At 71.8% G+C, this 26,216-nt stretch carries 19 protein-coding genes; 15 read left to right on the top strand and 4 right to left on the bottom strand.

Annotated elements, in window-relative coordinates:
• The first annotated feature begins 10 nt into the window (after positions 1-10).
• Positions 11-937 carry an ADP-ribosylglycohydrolase family protein gene (locus tag ACFY3I_RS04980; protein ID WP_390859339.1) on the top strand — a complete coding sequence of 309 codons (927 nt, stop codon included), beginning with the start codon at positions 11-13 and terminating at the stop codon, positions 935-937.
• A gap of 453 nt (positions 938-1,390) precedes the next feature.
• On the opposite strand, the gene ACFY3I_RS04975 is transcribed toward ACFY3I_RS04980, so the two are convergent.
• Positions 1,391-2,938 carry an MFS transporter gene (locus ACFY3I_RS04975; RefSeq protein ID WP_390859338.1) on the bottom strand — a complete coding sequence of 516 codons (1,548 nt, stop codon included), beginning with the start codon at positions 2,936-2,938 and terminating at the stop codon, positions 1,391-1,393.
• A gap of 191 nt (positions 2,939-3,129) precedes the next feature.
• Between ACFY3I_RS04975 and ACFY3I_RS04970 the strand changes: the two genes are divergently transcribed.
• The 3 genes from ACFY3I_RS04970 (at position 3,130) to ACFY3I_RS04960 (ending at position 5,232) form a co-directional block, all read left to right on the top strand.
• On the top strand, positions 3,130-3,753 hold the full coding sequence (locus ACFY3I_RS04970) for a TetR/AcrR family transcriptional regulator (RefSeq protein ID WP_365288661.1): 624 nt from the start codon (positions 3,130-3,132) through the stop codon (positions 3,751-3,753).
• Positions 3,754-3,835: 82 nt separating this feature from the next.
• The gene (locus ACFY3I_RS04965; RefSeq protein ID WP_365288663.1) at positions 3,836-4,537 is read left to right on the top strand and encodes a ribonuclease HII; all 702 of its coding nucleotides are present in this window, start codon (positions 3,836-3,838) and stop codon (positions 4,535-4,537) included.
• A 68-nt stretch (positions 4,538-4,605) separates the two neighbouring features.
• On the top strand, positions 4,606-5,232 hold the full coding sequence (locus ACFY3I_RS04960; RefSeq protein WP_390859337.1) for a hypothetical protein: 627 nt from the start codon (positions 4,606-4,608) through the stop codon (positions 5,230-5,232).
• Between the two features lie 322 nt (positions 5,233-5,554).
• On the opposite strand, the gene ACFY3I_RS04955 is transcribed toward ACFY3I_RS04960, so the two are convergent.
• Both ACFY3I_RS04955 and ACFY3I_RS04950 read right to left on the bottom strand, forming a co-directional pair.
• A complete protein-coding gene (locus ACFY3I_RS04955) occupies positions 5,555-6,175 on the bottom strand; it encodes a hypothetical protein (RefSeq protein WP_390859336.1) in 621 nt (206 codons plus the stop codon).
• 285 nt (positions 6,176-6,460) lie between these two features.
• The gene (locus tag ACFY3I_RS04950) at positions 6,461-8,626 is read right to left on the bottom strand and encodes a RecQ family ATP-dependent DNA helicase (protein WP_390859335.1); all 2,166 of its coding nucleotides are present in this window, start codon (positions 8,624-8,626) and stop codon (positions 6,461-6,463) included.
• 130 nt (positions 8,627-8,756) lie between these two features.
• On the opposite strand from ACFY3I_RS04950, the gene ACFY3I_RS04945 reads away from it, so the two are divergent.
• From ACFY3I_RS04945 to ACFY3I_RS04915, 7 genes are all read left to right on the top strand, one after another.
• Complete coding sequence (locus ACFY3I_RS04945; protein ID WP_390859334.1) at positions 8,757-10,253, top strand: DUF4192 family protein; 1,497 nt, start codon at positions 8,757-8,759, stop codon at positions 10,251-10,253.
• 359 nt (positions 10,254-10,612) lie between these two features.
• Positions 10,613-12,727, top strand: coding sequence for a glycogen debranching N-terminal domain-containing protein (locus ACFY3I_RS04940; protein WP_390859333.1), 2,115 nt, complete (start codon positions 10,613-10,615; stop codon positions 12,725-12,727).
• A 152-nt stretch (positions 12,728-12,879) separates the two neighbouring features.
• The gene (locus tag ACFY3I_RS04935; RefSeq protein ID WP_365288676.1) at positions 12,880-13,638 is read left to right on the top strand and encodes an NUDIX hydrolase; all 759 of its coding nucleotides are present in this window, start codon (positions 12,880-12,882) and stop codon (positions 13,636-13,638) included.
• 80 nt (positions 13,639-13,718) lie between these two features.
• On the top strand, positions 13,719-16,445 hold the full coding sequence (locus ACFY3I_RS04930) for an ATP-binding cassette domain-containing protein (protein WP_390859332.1): 2,727 nt from the start codon (positions 13,719-13,721) through the stop codon (positions 16,443-16,445).
• A gap of 163 nt (positions 16,446-16,608) precedes the next feature.
• Positions 16,609-17,496, top strand: coding sequence for a FadR/GntR family transcriptional regulator (locus ACFY3I_RS04925; protein WP_365288680.1), 888 nt, complete (start codon positions 16,609-16,611; stop codon positions 17,494-17,496).
• A 499-nt stretch (positions 17,497-17,995) separates the two neighbouring features.
• Positions 17,996-19,549, top strand: coding sequence for an RNA polymerase sigma factor (locus ACFY3I_RS04920; protein ID WP_390859331.1), 1,554 nt, complete (start codon positions 17,996-17,998; stop codon positions 19,547-19,549).
• A 121-nt stretch (positions 19,550-19,670) separates the two neighbouring features.
• The gene (locus ACFY3I_RS04915) at positions 19,671-20,537 is read left to right on the top strand and encodes a serine protease (protein WP_390859330.1); all 867 of its coding nucleotides are present in this window, start codon (positions 19,671-19,673) and stop codon (positions 20,535-20,537) included.
• Between the two features lie 101 nt (positions 20,538-20,638).
• Here ACFY3I_RS04915 and ACFY3I_RS04910 read toward each other — a convergent pair whose 3' ends face one another.
• The gene (locus ACFY3I_RS04910; protein WP_365288686.1) at positions 20,639-20,869 is read right to left on the bottom strand and encodes a hypothetical protein; all 231 of its coding nucleotides are present in this window, start codon (positions 20,867-20,869) and stop codon (positions 20,639-20,641) included.
• Between the two features lie 441 nt (positions 20,870-21,310).
• Here ACFY3I_RS04910 and ACFY3I_RS04905 point away from each other — a divergent pair, with 441 nt between their 5' ends.
• The 4 genes from ACFY3I_RS04905 to ACFY3I_RS04890 all read left to right on the top strand — a co-directional run bounded on the left by ACFY3I_RS04905 (position 21,311) and on the right by ACFY3I_RS04890 (position 26,208).
• Positions 21,311-23,434: a DNA topoisomerase IV subunit B gene (locus ACFY3I_RS04905; RefSeq protein WP_365288688.1), complete on the top strand. Its 2,124-nt coding sequence runs from the start codon at positions 21,311-21,313 to the stop codon at positions 23,432-23,434.
• Positions 23,435-23,852: 418 nt separating this feature from the next.
• Positions 23,853-24,386 carry a DUF1453 domain-containing protein gene (locus tag ACFY3I_RS04900; protein ID WP_365288690.1) on the top strand — a complete coding sequence of 178 codons (534 nt, stop codon included), beginning with the start codon at positions 23,853-23,855 and terminating at the stop codon, positions 24,384-24,386.
• Positions 24,383-25,534 carry a sensor histidine kinase gene (locus ACFY3I_RS04895; RefSeq protein WP_390859329.1) on the top strand — a complete coding sequence of 384 codons (1,152 nt, stop codon included), beginning with the start codon at positions 24,383-24,385 and terminating at the stop codon, positions 25,532-25,534. Before ACFY3I_RS04900 ends, ACFY3I_RS04895 begins: the two co-directional genes overlap by 4 nt.
• On the top strand, positions 25,531-26,208 hold the full coding sequence (locus ACFY3I_RS04890; protein ID WP_365288693.1) for a response regulator transcription factor: 678 nt from the start codon (positions 25,531-25,533) through the stop codon (positions 26,206-26,208). The genes ACFY3I_RS04895 and ACFY3I_RS04890 overlap by 4 nt, the downstream gene beginning before the upstream one ends.
• Positions 26,209-26,216 lie beyond the last annotated feature (8 nt).

Genomic DNA, 26,216 nt, shown 5'->3' with positions numbered 1-26,216 from the left:
GCTGGCCGGGATGACCACTTCCTCCGAAAATCCGAACCCCGGGCGCCTGGACCGCGCCCTGGCCAGCCTGCGCGGACTCGCCACCGGCGACGCGCTGGGCTCACAGTTCTTCGTCCCGGTGCACTACCCGCTGCTCCAGCGGGGTGAACTGCCACCGGGCACCTGGCAGTGGACCGACGACACCGAGATGGCCGCCTCCGTCGTCGCCGTTCTCGCCGCCCATCACCGCATCGACCAGGACGCGCTGGCGCATTCCTTCGCCGCGCACCACGACTTCGACCGCGGTTACGGCCCCGCCGTCAACCGGCTGCTCCGGCTCGTCAGGGAGGGGGGCGACTGGCGCGAACTGGCGGCCGCGCTCTTCGACGGGCGGGGGTCTTGGGGCAACGGCGCGGCGATGCGGATCGCACCGCTCGGCGCCTGGTACGCGGACGATCCGGAGCAGGCCACCCACCAGGCCGAGATCTCCGCCTACCCCACGCATCAGCACCGCGAGGCGGTGGTCGGCGCCATGGCGGTGGCCGCGGCGGCGGCACTCGCGGCGGCGCCCGGCGGCCCACCCAGCCCGGAGGCGCTCCTCGACGGGGTCGTCGCGCTCGTTCCCAGGAGCGCCGTAGGCCAGGGCCTGCGCCGTGCCCGTGACATGCTCGACTACGACGACGCCGGGACCGTGGCGGCCGTCCTGGGCCGCGGGCGGCGCACGAGCGCGCATGACACCGTCCCCTTCGCCCTCTGGTCGGCGGCACGTTCCCTCGGCGACTACGAGGCGGCTTTCTGGACGACGGCTCGGGTCGGCGGTGATGTGGACACCACCTGTGCCATCGTCGGCGGTGTACTCGCGGCCGGCGTGGTCGGCGCACCCCCGGCGGCATGGGCGGAGCGCACCGAGCCGCTGCCGGAATGGGTGCCGACGGGAGCCGGGACCGCGGTCGGCTGACCGCCTACGACGTCATGGGGCGGCGCCGCCGACGGGTGACGAGGTGCTGGAGCCGTCGGCTGACTGCCGACGACGTGCCGGGGCCGCCGTCGGTTGACGGCCAACGGCGTACGGGGGTTTCCGGCGACTGGTGGCCGGCGGCGTATGAGGCTTCCGGCGGCTGCCGCCGGACTGCGTAAGCCACCAGTTCGACGCACCGGCGTCGAGGGCGGCGGGGGAACTCTGCGTGCCGAATGGGAACTCTCCGTGACCGTCGGCCGTTCTATCGGCATCCGCTCCGCCCTCCGTCCTCGTGCGGCCGGGGGGAGAGCAGGCGGACGGCGACCGGATGGGGAGGTGCTGATGATGTCCACGGCGGTGTCTCCCGCGACGCGGACGGCCGGACCGCAGCCGTTTCCGGCTGTCCCCTGGCGTCGGCCCGGCCGTCCGCGGCTTCGTTCGGACCTCGCGCGGTCAGCCCGCCACGGGGCCGGCCGTACCCGCGAGGGCCTCGAGATCGCTCTTCCGTACCTTGATCACCAGCCAGGCGGTGACCAGGCCGAGCGCCGCCATGACGGCGGCGGGGACGAACGCGGTCGAGATCCCGTGCGCGAGAACCTCGTGCCCCCAGGGCGCCGGCAGCTGGTGGGACTTGGCGAACTCCGCCTTCTGCTCCGGCGAGCCGCTGGTGAGGAACTTCGGCAGCTGCTTCTTCGCCTCGTCCTTGCTGGCCGTGCCGAAGACCGTGGTCAGGATGGACAGGCCCAGCGAACCGCCCACCTGCTGCATGGCGTTGAGCAGTCCGGAGGCCGCTCCGGCCTCGTGCTGGGCGACCCCGGAGACCGCGGTGACGGTCGCGGTCACGAAGTTCAGTCCCATGCCGAAACCGAAGATCAGCATCGGTCCGAGAATCCCGCTCAGATACGAGCTGTCGGGCTTGATGAACGACTGCCAGGTCAGGCCGACGACCACGAGCGCGGAGCCGGTCATCATGAACGGCTTCGGGCCCAGCCTGGGCAGGAACTGCTGGGACAGTCCGGCGCCGACGGCGATCGCCACGGTCACCGGCAGGAAGGCCAGGCCGGCCCGGATGGGGCTGTAGCCCAGCACGTTCTGCACGAACAGCACGATGTAGAAGAACATGCCGAACATCGCCGCGGCCAGGCTCAGCATGATCACGTACGTGCCGGAGCGGTTGCGGTCGGCGAACATCCGCAGCGGGGTGATGGGCTCCCTCGCCCGGTTCTCGATGAAGACGAAGGCCAGCAGAAGCACCACGGCGGCGCCGAAGGAGCCGAGGGTCAGACCGTCGCGCCAGCCTTCCTCTGCGGCCCGGATGAAGCCGTACACCAGGGACACCATGCCCAGCGTGGAGGCCAGCGCGCCCGCGATGTCGAACCGTCCGGGATGCCGTTCGGATTCGTTGATGTACCGCGGGGTGAGGGCGACGATCAGCAGTCCGATCGGCACGTTGACGAAGAACACCCAGCGCCAGTCGAGCCAGTCGGTGAGCATGCCGCCGGCCAGCAGGCCGATGGCGCCTCCACCCGCGGAGACGGCGGCGAAGACCCCGAACGCCCGGTTGCGCTCCGGGCCTTCCGGGAAGGTGGTGGTGATCAGCGCCAGCGAGGTCGGCGACGCTATCGCGCCGCCCATGCCCTGGAGGGCGCGGGCGGCCAGGAGTTGCCACGGTTCCTGGGCGAGGCCGCCGAGCAGCGAGGCGAAGGTGAACAACAGGATGCCGGTCATGAACACCCGGCGTCGGCCGAGGATGTCCCCCGCTCGTGCGCCGAGGAGGAGCAGGCCTCCGAAGGTCAGCGTGTAGGCGCTGACGACCCAGGTGAGGTCGGTGGTGCTGAACGCGAGCGCCTCTTGAATGTGCGGGAGCGCGATGTTCACAATCGTCGCGTCGAGTACCACCATGAGCTGGCAGGCGGCAATCACGGTGAGCGCGATGCCGGGGCGTCCCTGCCTGCGGGCGGCCCCGGGTTTCTGATCGGATATCAACTGAGAGGTTGTCACTGTGGATCCCCCACGGAAGTGTTAGTGAACGACCGCGTTCACTGTCGTCTCAACGGTAGTGAGTCCCCGGTAGAGAACGCAAGCGTTCACTTAACTGCGCGTCGTGTGCCGCGTCCCACTCTGCCGTCGCGCGCCGCGCCCACCCCCGCTCCGGAATCCCCCGCCTCCCCTCGCTTGCTGGAGAAACTCAGATGGTTACCTCGCGCTGGACTGCCGCTCCTCCCCAGGCGGCCTCTCCTCGTCGGCGCGGCGCGGTCCTCGAACGCGCGATCCTGGATGCCGCATTGGAGCAGCTCAGTACGGTCGGCTGGAACGGCCTCACCATGGAGGGCGTCGCCGCCGGCGCGCAGACCGGGAAGGCCGCGGTCTATCGGCGCTGGTCCTCGAAGGAGGAGCTGGTCGCCGACGCGTTGCAGGCGGGGCTGCCACGTTTGGAGGAGGCCCCCGACCTCGGAAGTGTGCGCGAAGACCTGCTGGTCCTGTGTCGGCAGGCCCGGGACGCGATGTTCTCGCGCCCCGGCTTCGCGTTGCGGTCGGTGATTCACGAATGCGATCCGACGCAGGTGGAGCGGTTTCATGGCGTGATCTTCGACGGCGTGGTCGGTCCGACCACCAAGTTGATCGGGGCCATTGTCGCCCGCGGCATCGAGCGGGGGGAGGTGCGTGCCGATGCGGCCAACGACTACGTCCTCGACGCCATTCCGGCGATGATGATGTACCGGAACAAGATTTCTGGAAGCGAATGGAGCGACCAGGAGGTCGAGAAGATGATCGACCAGTACATGCTGCCGCTGCTGCTCGCGCACGGATCCTGATCCACCCCTCCGGCCGCCCGTTCTGCCCCGGGGGTGGCCGGGGTGTCGCTCGGGGATCTGTGCGGCGTACGCTAAGGGCGCCATGCCGTACGAACCACCTACTCACACCGTCGAGCGCTCCCTTCGCGCCACGACCGGAGCGAAGGTCATCGCCGGAGTCGACGAAGTGGGGCGCGGTGCCTGGGCCGGCCCCGTCACCGTCTGTGCCGCGGTCACCGGTCTCCGCCGAGCGCCCGAGGGTCTCACCGACTCCAAACTGCTGACCGTCAAGCGCCGCACGGAGCTTGCCGAGGTGCTGCGGACATGGGTCACGGCCTTCGCGCTGGGTCACGCGTCGCCGGAGGAGATCGACAGTCTCGGGATGACGGCCGCGCTGCGGCTGGCCGCGGTCCGCGCACTGGAGGCGCTCCCGGTCCGCCCGGACGCGGTGATACTCGACGGGAAGCACGACTACCTCGGTACTCCGTGGCGGGTGCGCACGGTCATCAAGGGTGACCGATCGTGTGTCGCCGTCGCGGCCGCCTCGGTGATCGCCAAGGTTCAGCGCGACAAAATGATGGCCGAACTGGGTATCGACCATGCAGACTTCGGATTTGCGGACAACGCCGGATATCCGTCGCCCGTGCACAAGGCCGCACTGGAGGAGCGGGGCCCCACCCCGTACCACCGGTTGTCGTGGGCGTATCTTGATGCGCTGCCGCAGTGGCAGCACCTCAAGAAGGTCCGCAGCTGGGCGGAGGGAAGCGTTCCGGAGATCGAGGGTCAGCTCGGCTTCGACTTCTGACGTTCCAGTCGCACTGTTGTGCCATCCAGTTCACGTGACCTGCACCAATGTTTGATAGAAATCAGCTCATGCCTCTCATTCCCGAGGAGCCTCAGATTCACGAGAGTGCCCAGGGTCCCCGCGCCACTCCGGCCAGTGGCCGCGTCGCGCCGACCCCCCGTCCCGTACCCGGCCCCCGCCCCGCGGCTCCGTCGCGTCCCGGTCGTCCCGGCCCCCTGAGGCCGACGCCGCCGGTACAGCGCACGCCGCGTGACGTGGCCAAGCCAGGCCCGTCCGGCCCGGCCGTACCCGCCGCGGCAGCGGCGGGCCCGCAGATCCAGCTGATCCCGGCGTCCGTCGAGAGTGCTCTCGACTCCGCCGAGGAGGCAGTGGACATGCTGCTCGACTCGGGCCGTGCCCCCGGCGACGTGCTGGTGATCACCACCGGTGCACAGCACCCGTGGGCCGACCACGAGCTGTCCTTCGGTGAAACCTCCTACTGGGCGCAGCACGACTCGGGCGACGACGTCTTCTACGCGGACGCCGCCGTCGTCACCCGTGCCGGGACCCGCCCCGTGGTCGTCGTCGCCGTCAACGGCGGTTCCGACGCCGTCGCCGCCACCGCGCTGCCGCTGGCCCTCTCGCGGGCGGGTGCCCTGTTGATCGTCTGCGGCGACCCGCAGCGGATCAACTCGGTGCTGGGCGTCGGCGTCTGAGCGACTTCCGGCTCCTCCGGGATCCCGGAGGCACCGAAGCGGTTGTGGCGACGGTCTTGCACGGAGCTTCCTCAGGCATGCCCGGAAGCGGGGTGCGAGGTTCACGCCGTCGGGACGGTCGGTCGTAGGGCGGGCGGAGGAAGCCGGATCCTGGGCACGGGGCGGAGGCCGTCGAGTGCCTGGGCGCAGGCTCCACCTGTCATCGATTCATCGATGACACGGAGCCCGGTGAAGGGCCCCGGGAACACGCCGTGCGGCCTGTTTCAGGGGGCCGTGCCCTGCGGCGCGGATCCGGCGGGTGCCCCCGCGCGGGGACCCGGCTTCAACGGGCGGCCGCGCGGCGCAACACCTCGGAGACGGCGCCTCCGGTGCGCGGCGACAGGGGTGCGGCCTCGGACAGGGCGAGCGGTTCGGGAGGCGAGTCGGCGTTCGGCCGTCGCCCGCCGCGGCCTTCACCGAGCACCTGCCAGCCGTCGTGGGTCAGCGTGATGTACGAACCGCAGCGCAGCCCGTGCAGAGTGCAGGCGTCTCGCAGCCCCCACATCCAGGCACCGTCCTCCTCCGTCCAACGCCCGTCCCCCTCGCGGCAGTAGAGCAGTACCGCGGTCCGCACCGGGGTGCGACGGCGCAGGTCGTGCGGGATGACCCGGCGCAACTGGGCCAGCAGCGCGTTGCGGAACATCCAGCCGTCGGCCTGGACCGAGCGGCGGCTGAACGAGGCGCTGGCGCAAAGACGTTCCTCCGGGTCGAGGACGGCCACGATCGCCGTCGCCGGCTTGGGGCGGTGCCGGGCGTGCAACCCGCTCACCACCTCACGGGGGTTGCGGAGCAGCGGTATGCCGGCGTCGGCCCACTCCGCGGGCTCGAGCAGGCGGCTGGCGGAAGCGGCGGACGCGGACGTCGACAACGATGCTGGCGAGGACGGAGCGAATCCGAAGGTCACGTTCCTCCCTTCGGCTACGCGCCCACACAGCGGGCGAGATCGGATTCGGGGGAGCGCGCACCGCACTAAGGCCCAACCGGATCACGGACGAGCCGTGCGAGGAGCGGACCTCAATTCTTCCTGTCGAACTTGATTGCGGCAACGAGCAAATGGGGCCACCGACTGTTATCTGCTGGTGCGTGGCTTATATCCCTACCCGGTGGGGCCCCGGGGGACTCAGCGACGGCCGGGTGCGGCGTACGCGTTCGCCGCACCCGGTGCCGAATTCGAACAGTGTCGGGCGGATCACCCCTGTACGGCGAGGACCAGCGGCAGCACTCCGCGCGCCCCGGACCTGCGCAGCAGGCGAGCCGCGACCGCCAACGTCCAGCCGGTCTCGGTGAAGTCGTCCACCAGCAGGACCGGACCCTGGGTCCCGGCGAGCGCGGCGGACAGGGCGGGCGGCACGGTCAGCGCGCCGTCGAGGGCCTTGAGCCGCTGGGCGCTGTTGCTGCGCGAGGCGTGCGATGCGTCGCCCGTGTACGCCACGGAACCCAGCAGCGGCAGCCTGCCGATCTCGGCGATACGGGCGCCCAGGGACTCGACCAGCAGCGGCCGGGAGCGAGACGCGACGGTGACGACGCCCACCGGACGCGGCTGCGCATCCGCCGCGCCGGGGGCCCACCCGCCGGGACCCTTCGCCCAGTCGGCCAGTACCTCCACCACCGCGCGTGCCACGTCGTCCGGCACGGCCGCGTCAGGGGCCTGGGGCGCCAGCAGGGGCCGCAGCCGATTGCCCCAGCCGATGTCCGACAACCGTCCCAGGGCCCGTCCCGGCGATGCCTGTTCACCGGCCGGGATGCGGCCCTTGAGATCGATGCCGATGGCGGGCAGACCGGTGGGCCACATCCGGCGGGGCTCCACCTCGACGCCCGCGCGGTCGAGGTCGACCCGCGCGGCGTCCAGCGCCGCCGGAGAGGTGTCCGCCGTGAACCGGGGCCGCGCGCAGTTGTCGCAACGGCCACAGGGCTTCGCGCCCTCGTCGTCGAGCTGGCGCTGGAGGAACTCCATCCGGCAGTCCGTCGTGGCCGCGTACTCACGCATCGCCTGCTGCTCGGCCGCGCGCTGCCGCGCCACCCAGTCGTAACGGTCCGCGTCGTACGTCCACGGCTGCCCGGTCGCGAGCCATCCGCCCTTGACCCGCTTGACCGCGCCGTCCACGTCGAGAACCTTCAGCATGGTCTCCAGGCGGGAGCGGCGCAGCTCCACCAACGGCTCCAGGGCGGGCAGCGACACGGGGCCGCCGGCCCGGGAGAGGACGTCCAGGGTGCGTCGCACCAGATCCTCCGAGGGGAAGGCGAGCGAGGCGAAGTAGTCCCAGATCGCCTCGTCCTCCCGGCCCGGCAGCAGCAGTACCTCGGCGTGCTCGACACCGCGCCCGGCGCGGCCCACCTGCTGGTAGTAGGCGATGGGGGAGGAGGGAGAGCCCAGGTGCACCACGAAGCCGAGATCGGGTTTGTCGAAGCCCATGCCGAGGGCCGAGGTGGCGATCAGAGCCTTGACCCGGTTGCCGATCAGGTCGTCCTCGGCCTGCTGCCGGTCGGCGTTCTCCGTCTTCCCCGTGTACGACGCGACCGTGTACCCGCGCTGCCGGAGGAAGGCGGTCACTTCCTCGGCGGCGGCCACGGTGAGCGTGTAGACGATGCCGGATCCCGGTAGTTCGTCGAGGTGATCCGCGAGCCATGCCATCCGGTGGGCGGCGTCCGGCAGCCGCAGCACGCCCAGGCTCAGGCTCTCCCGGTCCAGCGGGCCGCGCAGTACCAGTGCGTCCGAGCCGCCACCGGTGCCGAGCTGCTCGGCGACGTCCGCGGTCACCCGAGCGTTGGCCGTGGCGGTGGTCGCCAGCACCGGCACGCCGGGCGGCAGTTCGGCGAGCATGGTGCGCAGCCGTCGGTAGTCCGGACGGAAGTCGTGTCCCCAGTCCGAGATGCAGTGGGCCTCGTCGACCACGAGCAGTCCGGTCGCCGCGGCGAGCTTGGGCAGGACCTCGTCACGGAAGTCGGGGTTGTTGAGGCGCTCCGGGGAGACCAGCAGGACGTCGACCTCGCCGGCCGCGATCTCCGACTGGATCGCCTCCCAGTCCTCCGTGTTGGAGGAGTTGATGGTGCGGGCGTGGATGCCGGCCCGGGCCGCCGCTCCCACCTGGTTGCGCATGAGCGCGAGCAGGGGGGAGACGATGACCGTGGGGCCGCTGCCCGCGGCCCGCAGCAGCGAGGTCGCCACGAAGTACACGGCGGACTTGCCCCAGCCGGTGCGCTGCACGACCAGGGCCCGGCGCCGGTCGGCGACCAGCGCCTCGATCGCCCGCCACTGGTCCTCGCGCAACCGGGCCGTGCCCGTGTCGTCGCCGACGAGACGGGCGAGGACGGCATCCGCCCGCGTCCGGAGTTCCGCGTTGTTCGTCTGCTCCATGGGTCCCATACAACAGGACGGGACCGACAGACGGCCGGGCTGTGGACGAGCCGGGACGGCGTTGTCGTGTCCCTGATTCGACTTGTCCACAGGAAAACCGGAAGCGCGGAATCCGCGGGATCGTCGCCGCATGACGAATCACAGCGAAACCACCGGACCCTCGGAAAACGGCGACTTCACCGACGGCCCGCAGCCAGTCGGCGGCTCCGCCCACGACACCCAGATCACGCTGCGCACCCCCGCCGAACTCGCCGACGCCCTGCCCTACCTGCTCGGGTACCGGCCCGAGGACAGCATGGTGCTGGTCGCCCTGCACGACCGGGGTGGCCGCGGCCGCTTCGGCGGGCGGGCCCGGCTCGGCATCCCCGCCCACCCCGACGACTGGGAATCCGCGGCACGTCAGCTGGCCCAGGGCCTGACGACAGGGAGCGAACGCCGTGGGAGCCGTCCCGAGCGGATGGTCGCCTACGTCTGCCAGGAACCGTCCCCGGGCGAGACGGGCCGGGACGTCATGCGCCGGCTCGCCCCGCTGGCCCAGCTGCTGCGAACCGAGTGCGGCCGCCTGGACGTACCGGTGATCGAGGCGCTCTGCGTCTCGCAGGGCCGCTTCTGGTCGTACTGCTGCCCGGCGGACGAGTGCTGTCCCCCGGACGGCGCCCCCATGGGCCTGCCCGGCACCTCCGTCCTCGCGGCAGCCGCCACCTACGCCGGTATCCAGGTGCGCGGCACCCTGCGCGAGCTGCGAGCCAGGCTGCAGCCGTGGGAGAGCGGCGCGGTGCCCGAACAGGAGGCCGCCCTGGACCGCGCCGGAATGTCCCTGGTGCCCCGCATCCTCCACGACGACTCCCGCGCGAAGGTCGCCGAGGAGACGCTCGCCCTGGCCGAAGAGCTGACGAAGCGGTACGCCTCGGCCATTCCGGTGTCCGGCATCCACCAGGCGGACCTCCGGGACGACGCCCTGCTCTGCCACGACGAGGCCGCACTGCTGATCCTCGGGCTGCAGGACCGCACCACCCGCGACCGGGCGGCCGCCTGGATGGAGGGTGACAAGGCCGCCCCGGTCCTGCGCCTGTGGCGAGCCCTCGCCCGCCGCTGCGTCGGCTCGTACCACGAGCACGCGGCCGCCCCTCTGACCCTGGCGGGCTGGGTCGCCTGGTCGACCGGGGACGACCTGGAGGCGCGGGAGGCCCTGGCGATGGCGTTGGGCGCGGACCCGGACTACCTCTTCGCCCGCCTGCTGCACCATGCCTGCAACGAGGGCCTGGACCCCGAGTCGATCCGCCGCTGCCTGCGTGGCGAACGCACGGAGAACGGGCCGGCCGGCGGCGCGCGAGACGTCGGAGCCACCGCGCCGGCCGACCCGCGCGGCGCCCATGACCCGTCCGCCGCACCCGGATCCGGGCGCCGCCGTGCACGCCCGGACGGCCGTCCGGACCCGCGTCGGCCACGGGCGGACGGTACCCGTCCGGCTTCGGCGGGCGCGGGGCGTGGCCGCACCCGCCCCGGTTCGCCCGGGCACGATGACGGCGCCCGCGTCCGTGCGGCGGAGAAGACCGACCCCCGAGGCGGCCGGACCGGGCGGGAGGACACCCCCGTCCGCAAGGGCCACAGCGAGAGCGACCGGTGAACGGCGGCCGGCCGAGGACGGCCCGCGCACGGTCGTGGGCCGGAGACGTCCGCGGCCGGGTACGGAAAATCCGTGTACCGGCGTGGTTCCCCGGCCGCCCGCCCGGGGGCCGGCACCGCGCCGGCCCGCCGGTGCTCGGCGTCCGCAGGCCCGGGCCGACCGCTGTGCGCGAGGTGACCCCGTGCCCTCGCCCCGCCGGGTCCGGTGGGCGGATGCGTGACCAGGAGGAGCCCTCATCCGTTCACCTGAGTGGCGGAACGCCTGGACGGGTTGTTCCGCCGCCCGTCCCCCGTCTCTCCGGAGCCCGACGACCGGCGCCCGGCACGTCCCAGGCGCACCGAGCGCAGAAGGTGCCTCCCATGCATCAGCCGACTCCGCCCTCGACCGCCGACCCCGACCGCCGGCTCCGGGACGGCCCACCACCTCGCCTCCCGTGGGCGGAAGGCCTGCCGGGACAGCTCCGCGGCCGCCCGACCGGAGCCGTGCCCCCACGGTCCGCTCCGGGCGTCCGGAGCCCGGGGTCCCCCGACGGGCTGCCGCCCGCCCACACCGCGCTGATCTGCGTCGCGCTGCCGGCCCTCGCCATCTCCACCGAACGGGGCCAACTGACCGGCCAGGGCCTGGAGGGGTTCTACCGGGCGGGCCGACGTCTGCTCGCACGCTGCCAGGTCCGTGTCGCCGGCCGCGAACCGCTGCCGGTGCAGGCCCGGATGTCGGGTGCGGACCGTGCCCGCTTCGTGGGCACCCTGAGGGCCTCCCGGGCCCCCGGGCCCGATCCGGACGTCGTCGTGGAACGGGACCGGCACGCCGACGGCACGGAGCGCATCACCCTGCACAGCTCGGCGCCCCACCCCCTGGGCCTGGCGCTGGAAGTGGCGCTCGGCACCGACCTCGCGGAACTGAGCGCCGTCGCCTCCGGGAGCCCGGGCCCCGAACTGCCGGCCAGCGTCCATGACTCCGGACTGCGCTGGACCAGTCCCACCGGAAGCTCCTCGGTCACGGCGCACCCGCCGCCCACCGACGCGCTGGCCTCCGCGGGGCTGCTGCGCTGGGAGTTCGAACTGTCCCCCGGCGGCACGGTGAGCGTGGAACTGCGGGTGCGCCCGGACAGCACGGGTCCGCTGCGCGCAGTGGGACGCGCCGCCACGAGCCCCCTGGCACCCGCCCGGGCCGCGGGCGACGACCCGAGAGCCGCGGCGCTGCTCAGGACCAGCGTCGAGGACCTCCAGGCGCTGCTGCTGCGCGACCCGGCCCACCCCTCCGACACCTACCTCGGGGCCGGGGCGCCCTGGCGCTGCGGTCTGGCCCCCGCAGAGGCGCTCGCCGCCGCCCGGATGACCCTGCCCCTCGGCACCCGCCTCGCCGCGGGCACCCTGCGCACCCTCGCCCGTACCCAACTGCGCGGCCCGGGAGCGCGGGCCGGCATGATCCCCGGCCCGCGCCGCGATGCCGGACCACATCTGCCCCCGGGCTGCACGGGCACGGAGGCCACCCTGCTCTTCCCCGTACTGCTGGCCGAGGCTCGCCGCTGGGGGCTCCCGGACCAGGAGTCCCGGGAACTGCTGCCCGCTGCCGAGCGCTGCCTGAACTGGCTGCGCGCCACGGTGGGCGACCGGACCTATCTCCGCGATCCGCAGCCGGGCGGGCCCGCGCGCGGCGAGACCCAGGCCCACGCCCACCGGGCGGCGCTGCTCGGCGCGGATCTGCTCGACGCGTACGGCCGGCCCGGCGGCGACGGGTTGCGGCAGTGGGCGGCCGGGCTGAGGGCGGCGTTCCAGGCGGACTTCTGGACACAGGACAGAGGCGGTGGCCGTCCGGCGGCCGCGCTGACCGAGGACGGTCGTCCCCTCACCCACCTCGGCTGCGGCGCCGTCCACCTGCTCGACACCGGCCTGCTCGGCGGCGGCAGCCCGGCGGTCGGCCTGCTCGACAAGGTGCAGACCGAGCAGCTCGCCCGCCTCCTCGGGGGCCCGGACATGGACTCGGGATGGGGCCTGCGGGGGCTCGGGGCCAAGGAGGCGGGACACAACCCGTTCGGTCACCGGGCCGGGGCGGTCCGGGTCCAGGAGACGGCGCTCGCCGTCGCGGGACTGGCCGCCGCCGGCTACGAGAAGGAGGCGGGCGGACTGCTGCGCGGACTGCTCGCGGCGGCCGAGCACTTCGGCCACCGGCTTCCCGAGATGTTCGGCGGCGGCCGGCGCACCGACGGGAGCGTTCCGCTTCCGCACCCCGCGGCCTGCCGCCCGGCAGCCACCGCGGCCGCCTCCGGGGTGCTGCTCCTCACCGCGCTCGCCGGTATCCGTCCCGATGCCCCCGCCGGGACCGTCACCCTCCGCCCCGTCCACAGCGCGCCTCTGGGCGAACTGGGACTGACCGGCCTGCGGGTGGCCGGTGCACCGTTCTCGATACGGGTCAGCCGTCTTGGCCTGGCGATGGTCGAGGAGGCCGCGAACGGCCTCCAGTTGGGAGCGTGACCCAGGGACGACCTCACGCGACGAGCGGGCGCTCGGCCGCTGGACGAACTCCGGAACGCACCACGAGACGCATTCCGGAGCGAAGTGGATCAGTCGTCGAAGCGAGCGCCGAAGGGAGTGTTTATCGTCAGGCAGACGACTATGATCACCGCATGCCCTACGACCCGTCAGCCTTTCCGCCCTTCGCCGTCACCGTGGACCTGGTCGTGCTGACTGTGCGCCGTCACGCCCTGTGCGCGCTGGCGGTACGCAGAGGCGAGCAGCCGTTCCAGGGGCGCTGGGCCCTGCCGGGCGGGTTCGTGAGGGCCGACGAGGATCTCTCGCAGGCGGCAGCGCGGGAACTCGCGGAGGAGACCGGGCTGCGCGCTCACGACCCCGAAGCGCCCGCACAGGACGGTGGAGCGCACCTCGAGCAGTTGGCGACCTACGGTGACCCCAAGCGCGACCCCCGGATGCGCGTGGTCAGCGTCGCGCACCTCGCCCTCGCCCCCGACCTTCCCGCGCCCCGCGCCGGCGGCGACGCCAGCAACGCGCGCTGGGCGCCGGTCGAGGAACTGCTCGCGCAAGGTGGCTACGGCCGGGACGGCGAACCCGTCGCGCCGCTCGCCTTCGACCACGCGCAGATTCTGTCCGACGGAGTGGAGCGCGCCCGCTCCAAGATCGAATACTCGTCCCTGGCCACCGCGTTCTGCCCGCCGGAGTTCACGGTCGGTGAGTTGCGCCGGGTCTACGAGGCGGTATGGGGCGTGGCGCTCGACCCGCGCAACTTCCATCGCAAGGTGACCGGTACTCCCGGATTCCTGGTCCCCACCGGCGGTACGACGACCCGTCAGGGCGGGCGTCCGGCCCAGCTTTTCCGTGCCGGAGGGGCGACTCTCCTCAACCCGCCGATGCTGCGACCGGAGGTCTGACCGCCCGACAGTGCGAACACCGCCAAGATTAAACCCTTCTATACCCGGAAAAACGGTCATTCCGCGCTATCTTCCCTAAGGTGATCGAGGCCTTCGGACTGACCAGCAATCCCCGCAAGGCGCACCCGCCCGCCGTCGACGACGTGACCTTCGAGGCGTGCCCGGGTCGCGTCACCGCACTCCTCGGCGAGGAGGGCGCGGGCAAGACCACGGCGCTCAGACTGATGCTCGAACTCCAACAGGGCCGTGGACTCACCTACTTCAGGGGCCGGCCCCTGCACCGCATCGCGCACCCCTCGCGCGAGGTCGGCGTCCTCCTCGGCGACGTCCCCGGTCACCCGGCCCGCTCCGTACGCGGACATCTGCGCATGCTCTGCGCGGCGAGCGGCATGCCGGTCCGGCGCGCCGACGAAGTCCTCGAAGCCGTCGGGCTCGTGAGCCTGCGCGAAGAGCGCCTGGGCACGCTGTCGCGCGGCGTGGACCGCCGGCTGGGCCTGGCCTGCGCGTTGCTGCCGGACCCGCACACGCTCGTGCTGGACGAACCCACGCACGGTCTCTCCACCCGTGAGGGTCACTGGCTGCATCGCATGCTCCAGGCGCACGCCGCGCAGGGAGGCACGGTCCTGTTCGCCACCTCCGATCCCAAGGAGGCCGCCCGCGCCGCCGACCGGGTGGTGACCCTGGAGGGCGGCAGACTCGTCGCGGACCAGGAGGCCACCGACTTCGCCCGCACCCGCCTGCGGCCACGCGTGGCCGTCCGCAGTCCCCACGCCGCCCGGCTCGCCGCCCTCCTCGTCAAGGAGGCCCGCACGAACCACCGCTCGGTGGAGGTCGTCAGCGAAGGCGGCAACCGGCTGTCGGTGTACGGCAGCACGACCGCCGAGATCGGCGAGGCCGCGTTCCGTCACGGCGTCCTCGTCCACCAACTCGCCGACGAGGTAGGTGACATGGGGGCGGGCGCGGGTGCGGAGCCGCGGACGGGCGACGTACCGGAGGGCATGCGGCGGCAAGGGGGTGCGAGCGAACCGACCGCGCCGGAAGTGGACCGGGCGGTCGACGAGGCACCGGCCATCGTCCGGCGGGAGACGTCCGGCGCGGACCGGCCACGGGACGCGACCGGGCCTGCGGTCACTCCGCAGCCTCGGACGTCGGCCGGATCGAGGCCGGTGAGTCAGCCGTGCGCCGCCGACCGGAAGCCGGGCACGGATCTGCCCCCGGACGCGGCCGAGCGCTCCGCTGCAACAGACCGGCAGGCCGGCGAATCCACCGGGACTCGCGCCGACGATCCGGCGGCAGCGCCCAGGGCTCCGCACGCGGAACCTTCGGACTGCGCCCCCGCCGCCGATGCCTCGACCGCGGCGCTCACGGCCCGGCCGGCAGGCACCTCCTCCGATGCCCGGCCGGCGCCGAACGGCACCGCGTCCGCATCGGCCACGTCCACGCCTCCGGCCTCGGCCGCGACGACCGAACCGCAGGCGCACTCCGCGGCCCCCGAGGTGATCTCCGCGACGGTCCCCGCCCAGCCGCCCTCCACCTCCGATTCCGCCCAGCCGTCCGTCGCCGCGACCGCCCATCCGGCGGCCGCCGCCTCGGCTCATTCCCCGGTCGCGGCCGCTGTCCAGGCATCGGTCGCCGCGTCATCCGTTCCCGCGTCGGCCGCCGCCGCATCAGCGCGGGCGCAGGCCGCGGCCGCGTCCGGCCCGCCCCAGGCGGCCGCCGTGTCCACCCGGTCGTCCTTCCGCCCCCTCGTGGACGACTCCTCCTCGCGTACCGCCTCCCCGCAGTCCCCGCAGTCCCCGCCTTCCGCGGCACCCGGCGAAGCACCGAACGCCGAGCCCTCCGGCACGCGGCCGCAGCCTGGCGAAGCCCAGTCGGTCAAGGTCTTCGCCCGGCTGCCCTGGCGGAGGCCGCAGGCGAGCCCCTCCTCGACGGCCGGTGGCGTGCCGGCCTCCGCTGCGGACGGGTCCCACCGGTGGACCCGCACCGTCACCTCCGACGAGTCGTCGCAGTTGCCGCCCGCCATCGCCGTCCGCAGCGCGCCCAGTCCGCTGCGCCCGCTGCGCTACGAGCTCCGCCGGGCCGCCGGGATCGGCGCGGGGTTCGTCACCTGCGGCGCTGTCCTGGTCGTGTCCGCCGTCATCGCCGTGCTGCTCGCCCGGCTCGGGCACACCCCGCAGGCCCGGCTGTTCGCCGCCTGGCCGCGGGAACTGCCGCTGCCCCCCGCGGCACTGGGCGCGGGACTCCTGGGCGCGCTGGCCTTCGGAGACGAGTTCCGCCACCCCGCGCTGGCGGCGGACCGCGGCACCGTGCCCCGACGGCTGGGGCTGCTCACCGCCAAGCTGGCGGTCTCCGGAGCCACCGCCGTGCTGCTCTCGTTCCTCGCCCTCGGCTGCGACGCCGAGATGCTCTACGTCGTCTACGGACGGGAGCTCGCCAAGGTTCCCGCGGACTGGCTTCCGATGACCGCGAGTTGGTTCGGGCTGGTAGTCGGCTGCGCCTGGGCCGGGGTGCTGGCGGCGGGCGTGTTCCGGTCCACCACCGCGGGCCTGGCCGCGGTCCTCGCCGTACCGGTCCTCGTCGTGCCCGTCGTACACAAGGCGCTGCAGGGGTCGGGTGTACGGATGGCCGCCGGACTGCCCGTGCGCATGCGCGAGACGATGCTGCTGCAGTGGCCCTTCGGAGGTGAGCGCTACCTGGTCGCGACACTCCGGATGCTGGGCCAACCCGTGGGCGGGGCAATGGCGTTGTCGCTTACGGCGCTGGTCTGCGCGTACGTGTTCACCACCCTGCGGGCCAGGCTCCGGTGACCGTGGAACCGGGCGCTTCCGATCCCCTCGTGGGCACAACTCCACGCAGAAAGGCCATTTCTTTCCGATAAGGCGTCAATTGCGATGGGGTGAGCGATCACCCTTTCGTGTGCTTTTCACCAAAGACCTCAAGGGAGTTGGAGGCAACGCCGACAAAGGATCCGTGAGTACCCTTGCGCACACCATGATGACCGCCGCCCGCTCCGCAGACTCTGGTCTGGTCGGCCCGGGCGAACTCGACCGCTACCCGTACGTGGACGCTCCCGTCACCGATCGCGTCGGGACGCCCTCCTGGGAGGGCCCCGACCCGGACCTGGGCCGTGTGGGACGACGTGCCGCGGGCAGCCGCGGCCGCGGGCTGCACGGACAACTCGTCCAACAGCTGGGTCAGATGATCGTCTCCGGCGACCTGGGTGCGGACCGCCCGCTCGTACCCGAGGAGATCGGCCAGCGATTCGAGGTCTCCCGCACCGTCGTGCGTGAGTCCCTCCGGGTCCTGGAGGCCAAGGGCCTGGTCAGTGCCCGGCCCAACGTCGGTACGCGGGTGCGTCCCGTCAGCGACTGGAACCTTCTCGACCCCGACATCATCGAGTGGCGGGCCTTCGGACCGCAGCGCGACGACCAGCGCCGTGAGCTCAGCGAGCTGCGCTGGACCATCGAACCGCTCGCCGCCCGGCTCGCCGCCGGGCACGGGCGTGAGGACGTGCAGCAGCGGCTGTCCGACATGGTCGAGATCATGAGCCACGCGATGGCGCAGGGTGACGCGCTGACGTTCTCGCGCGCGGACGCCGAGTTCCACTCGATGCTGATCCAGATCGCGGGCAACCGCATGCTGGAGCACCTGTCCGGCATCGTGTCCTCGGCCCTCCAGGTCTCCGGCGGCCCCGTCACCGGCTGTGACCGGCCGAACGAGACGTCGCTGGCCCAGCACGCCCGGATCGTCGACGCCCTCGGTACGGGCGACGCCACCGCGGCCGAGTCGGCCATGCGTCAGCTCCTCACCGTCCACCCCGAGGTCGAGCGCGTGGTCCCCGCCCCGCGTGAGCACTGACCCGCGTCGAGAGCGGTGCGCTCGGTCGGCTCCGCGCTCCGTGAGCGTCGTCGGCCACGGACCCCGCTTCCGCCGGACCTCGCCGGATCCCTCAGGGGCTCCGGCGAGGTCCGGCGGTGGGACGGGCGCGCAGCGGTCGTAGGACGGGCACCGCGACGGTCGAGCGGTGTGGGGCAGGCTCTGTGGCGGTCGCGCGGCACGTGCTCCGCCTTCCGGGCAGTCCCGAGAGATCATCGACGACAACCTCTGTCCATGTCTGACTGCTTTTGCGCGCTTACGGGGTGTGACTCGGGCCACGTAGATTGGGCGTAACGCTCTTGCGAACAACGCGATGACCTAATAGGTGACAGCCGCGGAGGGAATACGGACGCCATTCATGGCGCTGTGTATCTTCCCGGCCCCCCGCCCGCGCCGTCGGCCCATCCCCAAGCCGGCGGTCGGCTCCAGTCCGTCCAGGACGGGGCCGGAAGCCGTTTTCCAACGTTCCGAGAGGTTGTTCGTGTCGGCCAGCACATCCCGTACGCTCCCGCCGGAGATCGCCGAGTCCGTCTCTGTCATGGCTCTCATTGAGCGGGGAAAGGCTGAGGGGCAGATCGCCGGCGACGATGTGCGTCGGGCCTTCGAAGCTGACCAGATTCCGGCCACTCAGTGGAAGAACGTACTGCGCAGCCTCAACCAGATCCTTGAGGAAGAGGGTGTGACGCTGATGGTCAGTGCCGCGGAGCCCAAGCGCACCCGAAAGAGCGTCGCAGCGAAGAGTCCGGCCAAGCGCACCGCCACCAAGACCGTCGCGGCGAAGACGGTGACCACCAGGAAGGCCACCGCCACGGCCGCCCCCGCCGTGTCCCCCTCCGTGGCCGACGACCCGGCCGAGGAGGAGGCGACGGCCAAGAAGGCCGCCGCCAAGAAGGCCGCCCCGACCGCCAAGAAGGCGGCCGCGAAGAAGACCGCCACCGCCGCGAAGAAGGCGGTGCCGGCGAAGAAGACCGCCGCCAAGAAGGACGACGCCGAGCTTCTCGAGGAAGAGGTCCTCGAAGAGGCGAAGGCGGGCACCGAGGAGCCCGAGGGCACCGAGAGCGCCGGCTTCGTCCTGTCCGACGAGGACGAGGACGACGCGCCCGCGCAGCAGGTCGCCGCTGCCGGCGCCACCGCGGACCCGGTCAAGGACTACCTCAAGCAGATCGGTAAGGTCCCGCTGCTCAACGCCGAGCAGGAGGTCGAGCTCGCCAAGCGCATCGAGGCCGGTCTGTTCGCCGAGGACAAGCTGGCCAACGCCGACAAGCTCGCCCCCAAGCTCAAGCGCGAGCTGGAGATCATCGCCGAGGACGGGCGCCGCGCCAAGAACCACCTCCTGGAGGCCAACCTCCGACTGGTGGTCTCCCTGGCCAAGCGCTACACCGGCCGCGGCATGCTCTTCCTGGACCTCATCCAGGAGGGCAACCTCGGTCTGATCCGCGCGGTCGAGAAGTTCGACTACACCAAGGGCTACAAGTTCTCCACGTACGCCACCTGGTGGATCCGTCAGGCGATCACCCGCGCCATGGCCGACCAGGCCCGCACCATCCGTATCCCGGTGCACATGGTCGAGGTCATCAACAAGCTCGCGCGCGTGCAGCGCCAGATGCTCCAGGACCTGGGCCGTGAGCCCACCCCGGAGGAGCTGGCCAAGGAACTCGACATGACCCCCGAGAAGGTCATCGAGGTCCAGAAGTACGGTCGTGAGCCCATCTCCCTGCACACCCCGCTGGGCGAGGACGGCGACAGCGAGTTCGGCGACCTCATCGAGGACTCCGAGGCCGTCGTCCCCGCGGACGCCGTCAGCTTCACGCTCCTGCAGGAGCAGCTGCACTCGGTGCTGGACACCCTGTCCGAGCGCGAGGCCGGTGTCGTCTCCATGCGGTTCGGTCTCACCGACGGTCAGCCGAAGACCCTCGACGAGATCGGCAAGGTCTACGGCGTCACGCGTGAGCGCATCCGCCAGATCGAGTCCAAGACCATGTCGAAGCTGCGTCACCCCTCGCGTTCGCAGGTGCTGCGCGACTACCTCGACTAGGTCGCGGTTCTACCACCTTCGAAGGCCCGGTCTCCCTGTGGGGGCCGGGCCTTCGGGCTGCGGGTCGCGGTGTGCTGGATGACTCTGGGTGTCCTGGTACCACTCAGAGTGAGGAGCGTGCATGCGCCGCCCCATTGCCCCGGTCCTGATCCGACCGCTGATCCTGGCGGCCGTCGCCGCCGTGATACCGCTGACCGCGCCGCCTTCGGCAGTCGCCGACAGTGTCGTCGTCGGCGGGTTCCCCGTCGATGTCTCCCAGACTCCATGGACGGTCGCGCTGTCCAGTCGTGACCGGTTCGGAGGTACCCGGGCCGGTCAGTTCTGCGGCGGGGTGGCGATCGGCCGGACCACCGTGCTGACCGCGGCGCACTGCCTGGCCGACGACGTGATCGGGGGACCCGCCGACCGGGTGCGCGACCTCAAGGTCATCGCGGGCCGCACGGACCTGCTCTCGACGCGGGGCCAGGAGATCCCGGTGACCGCCGCCCGGGTCAATCCGCGCTACGACGCCGATGCGAACACCGGCGACTTCGCCGTCCTCACCCTGGCGCGGCCCCTGCCGGCCGACGCCGTCGTCAAGATGGCCGCGAAGGGCGACACCGCCTACCGGCCCGGCACCGGAGCGCTGGTCTCCGGATGGGGTGACGTCACGGGTGGCGGCGACTACGCACGCCGCCTGTACGCCGCACAGGTCCACGTGCTGCCCGACGAGGAGTGCGAGCGTGCCTACCCCGGCGGTGCCGACGGCACCTACCGGGCCGACTCCATGGTGTGCGCGGGGGAGGTGGCGGGCGGCCCCGACGCCTGTCAGGGCGACAGCGGGGGACCGCTGGTGGCCGAGGGCCGGCTGATCGGACTCGTCTCCTGGGGCAGCGGCTGCGGACGCCCGGGGAGTCCCGGCGTCTACACGCGCGTCTCCGAGGTCGTACGCGCTCTCGGGTCCGGCGGGGCCTTCAGCGACTCGCGGGGGCCACAGCGGCCCTCCTGAGGGCTTCTGTGCGCACAAGACGACGGGCGGTCACTCCCCGAAGGAGCGACCGCCCGTTCACCGGTCAGGAACCGGAGCTGGCTCGTCGTGTGTGCGAGAGGTCAGCGCTCATCTTCGGAGGCGGTGTTCGGAACGGTCGTCAGCCGCTCCGTCTCGTCCTGTATCTCAGCGGCGATCTTCTTGAGTTCCGGCTCGAACTTACGTCCGTGGTGGGCGCAGAAGAGCAGTTCTCCGCCGCTGAGCAGCACGACGCGCAGGTATGCCTGGGCGCCGCAGCGGTCGCAGCGATCGGCGGCCGTCAGGTGGCTCGCGGGGGTCAGAACAGTAGTCACGTCGCCTCTTCTCTAGCTCGACGAGCTGTCGTACCAGGGTCAACATCCAACCAGCCCGAAAACGTTCCCGCTCGGGGCTTCTCCTCGAAAAAAATCTTTCGAGGTGGCCGTCTGCTGCCGGTTGGCGGCGAATGTGCCGTATTGCGTCGTCTTCGGTGCTTACGGGTTCGCGCGATTCATCGGTTTCATCCTCCCGGCCGGGTTGCCGGTTGTTTGTGAGGACGTGCCCGGAGCCTAAATGGTTCATGCCTCGAAGGGAACGTGATATGTACTTCACTCCATCGAGGGATCGAACACGCATGCGACCCTGGACTAGGGTGAGTTCTCGACGAGGGTGGCGTTACAACGGCTCTACCAGGCCTCGGTACCCTCTGAACGGCGACCGAAGCCGGCCCCTTACCCAAAAGGGGCTCCACTGAAATTCAGCGAGGAGCGAACCGCGTGACCGCCGATACGTCCGTGCCGTCCACAGCGCTGCTGGCAGGAGCAGACCGGGACGGCTCCAACTACACCGCGCGGCACCTGCTCGTCCTCGAGGGCCTCGAGGCAGTGCGCAAGCGCCCCGGTATGTACATCGGGTCGACCGACAGCCGCGGTCTGATGCACTGTCTGTGGGAGATCATCGACAACGCCGTGGACGAAGCCCTCGGCGGCTACGGCGACCACATCGAGGTCATCCTCCACGACGACGCCTCCGTGGAGGTCCGGGACAACGGCCGGGGCATCCCCGTGGACGTCGAGCCCAAGACCGGCCTCTCCGGCGTCGAGGTCGTGATGACCAAACTGCACGCCGGCGGCAAGTTCGGCGGCGGCTCCTACGCCGCCTCCGGCGGTCTGCACGGCGTCGGCGCCTCGGTGGTCAACGCGCTGTCCGCGCGACTCGACGTCGAGGTGGACCGCGGCGGCCAGGTGCACGCCATCAGCTTCCGCCGCGGTGTCCCCGGCGCCTTCGCGGGAGAGGGCCCGGACGCGAAGTTCGAGGCCAAGAGCGGGCTGCGCAAGACCAAGAAGATCCCCAAGACCCGCAGCGGCACCCGCGTGCGCTACTGGGCCGACCGGCAGATCTTCCTCAAGGACGCCAAGCTCACGCTGGAGACCCTCCACCAGCGGGCCCGGCAGACCGCGTTCCTGGTGCCCGGTCTGACCATCGTCGTGCGCGACGAGTACGGCCTCGGCGCGGACGGCAGCAAGGGCGAGGAGTCCTTCCGTTTCGACGGAGGGATCAGCGAGTTCTGCGAGTTCCTGGCCACCGACAGGCCCGTCTGCGACGTCCTGCGCTTCTCCGGGCAGGGCACCTTCAAGGAGACCGTCCCGGTCCTGGACGACCACGGCCAGATGACCCCCACCGAGGTCACCCGCGAACTCGGCGTCGACGTGGCGCTGCGCTGGGGCACCGGTTACGACACGACCCTGAGGTCGTTCGTCAACATCATCGCCACGCCCAAGGGCGGCACCCACATGGCCGGCTTCGAGCAGGCCGTCCGCGAGACCCTCAACGAGGTGCTGCGCGCCAAGAAGCTGCTGCGCGTCGCCGAGGACGACATCGTCAAGGACGACGCCCTGGAGGGCCTCACCGCCGTCGTCACCGTCCGGCTCGCCGAGCCTCAGTTCGAGGGCCAGACCAAGGAGGTCCTCGGTACCTCGGCGGCCCGCCGGATCGTGAACAACGTGGTCACCAAGGAACTGAAGGCGTTCCTCACCTCCACCAAACGGGACTCGGCCGCCCAGGCCCGCGTGGTCATGGAGAAGGTCGTCGCGGCCGCCCGGACGCGCATCGCCGCCCGCCAGCACAAGGACGCGCAGCGCCGCAAGACCGCCCTGGAGTCCTCGTCCCTGCCCGCCAAGCTCGCCGACTGCCGCAGTGACGACGTCGAGCGCAGCGAGCTCTTCATCGTCGAGGGCGACTCCGCGCTCGGCACGGCGAAACTGGCCCGGAACTCCGAGTTCCAGGCGCTGCTGCCGATCCGGGGCAAGATCCTCAACGTGCAGCGGTCCTCGGTGACGGACATGCTCAAGAACGCCGAGTGCGGCGCGATCATCCAGGTCATAGGGGCGGGTTCCGGCCGCACCTTCGACATCGACGCGGCCCGCTACGGCAAGATCATCATGATGACCGACGCCGATGTGGACGGCTCCCACATCCGCTGCCTGCTGCTGACGCTGTTCCAGCGCTACATGCGGCCCATGGTGGAGGCCGGCCGGGTCTTCGCGGCGGTGCCGCCGCTGCACCGCATCGAGATCGTCCAGCCCAAGAAGGGCCAGGACAAGTACGTGTACACGTACTCGGACCGGGAGCTGCGCGACAAGCTCATGGAGTTCCAGAGCAAGGGCATCCGGTACAAGGACTCCATCCAGCGTTACAAGGGTCTCGGCGAGATGGACGCCGACCAGTTGGCCGAGACGACCATGGACCCGCGCCACCGCACCCTGCGCCGGATCAACCTCTCCGACCTCGAAGCGGCGGAGCAGGTCTTCGACCTGCTGATGGGCAACGACGTGGCGCCCCGGAAGGAGTTCATCTCGGGTTCGGCGGCGACGCTGGACCGCTCGCGCATCGACGCGTAGCCGCCTCGCCGGGCCCCGGCCGACGGCCGGGACGGTGCCGCGGTGCGCGGTGCCGGTGCCCGGTGTGCGGTGCGCGGTGCGCGGTGCGCGGTGTGGCCTGGCGGTGACCTGGGCGGGCCGGGTCCGTGGGACGACAGTGTTCCCACGGACCCGGCCCGCCCTGCCTCATCCGTGCCGCAGTGCCCGGCCGACGGGTCCGCCCCCGCCGGGGTCCCCGAGACAGGGCCGGCCGTCTTCCGGCCGCCCCGACCCCGCCCCACCACCGGTCTCTCCACCCTCGGGTGGAGAGATCCCGCTCGTCGGGTTCCACCCGCGATCCACCCACGCTCCGATCTGCTGACCTGCGAAGTTCCGTAGCGTCGGTGGTGTCGGCAGCTCCCGCTCCCGGCACCGCCCCTTCCCGTTCACGGAGGCTCTGATGCCCGGGCTCGTCAACGCGTTGCTGATCGTGGCAGTCGTCGTCGTGGTGATCGTGCGCCAGTTCCGCGCCCGTCCGATCGACACGGGCCGACGCTGGTGGCTGCTGCCGGTGATCCTCGCGGTCGTCGCCCTGCGTGAACCCGGCATACTCGACGCCCACCACCACACCGAGTCGGCCGTGCTCCTCGGCGCGGAGATGCTGGTGGGACTCGGGACAGGCGCCGCCTGGGCCTGGACCACCCGGGTGTGGACGGAGCCGGACGGCGTCGTGTGGACCAAGAGCACCAAGGCGAGTGCGATGGTCTGGTTCCTCGGGATAGGCGTGCGCGTCGGCCTCTTCGCCCTCGGCGCCGCCGTAGGCGTCCACCAGGACAGCTCGGCCTTCATGCTCGGACTCGCCCTCACCCTGCTGGTACGCGCAGGCATCCTCGTCTGGCGTGCGCAGCCGCTCCCCTCCGCCCCGTCCTCGGGCGGCCCCCTCCGGGCGTACGGTGACGACATGGCCGGGGTCATCAGGAAGGAAGGCGTGTGACGGAGAGCGTCTGGATGCGCTGGCCCTCGCGCGAGGCGCTGGGCCGCGTGGGGATCTCCCAGCCCCGGCGGGTACTCGGCTGGGGCGTGCGGCTCGTGGTCCTCGCGCTGCTGCTGTGGGGCGCCTTCAACCAGTCGCACGTCCACGGCTGGGAGATCCTCGCGGCGGTGGCGGGTGTCGGCGTGACCGCAGTGGCCTCCTGGGGCTTCTACCGGACCACCTACGCCCACCGGCTCGTGCCGTCCCTGCTCCTCATCGGAGTCCTCCTGGCCGTCGCGGTCACGGCGGAGGCCTGCGGCTTCCGGGGACCGGCCCTCGTGATCTGGTGCGGCTGCGGCATCTACGCCCTGGAACGGCTGCCGATCGCGGTCGCGGTGCCCGTCACGTGCGTGGCCCTGGCCTCGTACTCCGCGTTCAACAACGACGTGTGGCTGACCACGGCCGCCACCGTCGTCGGTCTGGCTCTCGCCGGCTATGTGATGAGACTGGACGCCGAGGCCCGCGGGCACGCTCAACGGCTGCTGGCCCAGGAACGCGCGGCCAGAGCGGCCGAGGCGGAGTCGGCGGCGCTGGCGGAGCGGGCCAGGATCGCGCGGGAGATCCACGACGTGCTGGCCCACAGCCTGTCGGCGCAGATGGTGCATCTGGAGGCGGCGCGGCTGCTGATCGAGCGCGGAGCCGACCGCGAGCAGATCCTCGAACGGGTCGTGGCCGCCCGGGGCATGGCCAGGGACGGGCTGGCCGAGACCCGGCAGGCACTGTCCGCCCTGCGCGGGGAACTGACCCCGCTGGAGGACTTCCTCACGGAGATCGTCGCGTCGACCGACGGCGCCGAGGTCACCGTCACCGGTGAACGCAGGGCCCTGCCGGCGGAGGCCTCGCAGGCCGTACGACGGGTCGCGCAGGAGGCGCTCACGAACGTCCGGAAACATGCGTACGGGGCGAAGGTCCAGGTATGGCTGGACTACCAGGAGCACCAAGTGACGCTGAACGTGAGGGACTCGGGCGGCCGTCCCGGCGATCTCACCGGTGTGGGCGGCGGGTACGGTCTGCTGGGTATGCGGGAGCGGGCCGAGCTGATGGGCGGTTCGCTGGAGGCGGGTCGGGACGACGAGGGGTTCGCGGTGACGTTGAGGGTGCCCGTATGACGGAGGAGGAGAAGAAGCCGGCGAGAGTGGTGGTCGCCGACGACCAGACCGTGGTCAGGGAGGGCATCGTGATGCTCCTCGGCCTGCTGCCCGGCGTGGAGGTCGTGGGAGCGGCGGGCGACGGTGAGGAGGCGGTGCGGCTGGTCGCCGAACTCGCCCCGGACGTGGTGCTGATGGATCTGCGGATGCCGCGCTGTGACGGTGTGGAGGCGACACGGCGGATCAGGTCGGAGTATCCGGGGACGCAGGTCGTGGTGCTCACCACGTTCGCGGACGACGAGTCGCTGTTCCCGGCGCTGCAAGCGGGTGCCCGTGGTTACCTCACCAAGGACGCGGGCGGCGACGAGATCGTGCGGGCGGTGCACAGCGTGCTCTCGGGAGACGCGGGACTGTCTCCGAGCATCCAACGGCGGCTCCTGGAACGGCTGTCGCAGCCTGAGCCGGTGGCCGTGGCCACGGAGGCGCCGGACGGGCTGACCGCGCGGGAGACCGAGGTCCTGGTGCTGATCGCCGAGGGTCTCACCAACCAGGAGATCGCCCGCAGACTGCACGTCTCCACCGCGACCGTGAAGACGCACATCAACAACCTGTTCGCCAAGACGGGCCTCAAGGACCGTGCCCAGGCGGTGCGTTACGCGTACGGCAAGGGACTGGTGCGGCCACCAGCGGATTGAGTCACCAG

The sequence above is a fragment of the Streptomyces sp. NPDC001068 genome, assembly GCF_042897315.1.
Taxonomy (GTDB): Bacteria; Actinomycetota; Actinomycetes; order Streptomycetales; family Streptomycetaceae; genus Streptomyces.
This window is presented reverse-complemented; position numbering and strand designations above follow the sequence as displayed.

Coding starts and splice junctions, on each gene's coding strand:
- ACFY3I_RS04900 (WP_365288690.1), top strand. CDS start 23,853: ATGCCCGGGCTCGTCAACGCGTTGCTGATCGTGGCAGTCGTCGTCGTG.
- ACFY3I_RS04935 (WP_365288676.1), top strand. CDS start 12,880: ATGCCCTACGACCCGTCAGCCTTTCCGCCCTTCGCCGTCACCGTGGAC.
- ACFY3I_RS04915 (WP_390859330.1), top strand. CDS start 19,671: ATGCGCCGCCCCATTGCCCCGGTCCTGATCCGACCGCTGATCCTGGCG.
- ACFY3I_RS04965 (WP_365288663.1), top strand. CDS start 3,836: ATGCCGTACGAACCACCTACTCACACCGTCGAGCGCTCCCTTCGCGCC.
- ACFY3I_RS04940 (WP_390859333.1), top strand. CDS start 10,613: ATGCATCAGCCGACTCCGCCCTCGACCGCCGACCCCGACCGCCGGCTC.
- ACFY3I_RS04960 (WP_390859337.1), top strand. CDS start 4,606: ATGCCTCTCATTCCCGAGGAGCCTCAGATTCACGAGAGTGCCCAGGGT.
- ACFY3I_RS04950 (WP_390859335.1), bottom strand. CDS start 8,626: ATGGAGCAGACGAACAACGCGGAACTCCGGACGCGGGCGGATGCCGTC.
- ACFY3I_RS04890 (WP_365288693.1), top strand. CDS start 25,531: ATGACGGAGGAGGAGAAGAAGCCGGCGAGAGTGGTGGTCGCCGACGAC.
- ACFY3I_RS04945 (WP_390859334.1), top strand. CDS start 8,757: ATGACGAATCACAGCGAAACCACCGGACCCTCGGAAAACGGCGACTTC.
- ACFY3I_RS04970 (WP_365288661.1), top strand. CDS start 3,130: ATGGTTACCTCGCGCTGGACTGCCGCTCCTCCCCAGGCGGCCTCTCCT.
- ACFY3I_RS04980 (WP_390859339.1), top strand. CDS start 11: ATGACCACTTCCTCCGAAAATCCGAACCCCGGGCGCCTGGACCGCGCC.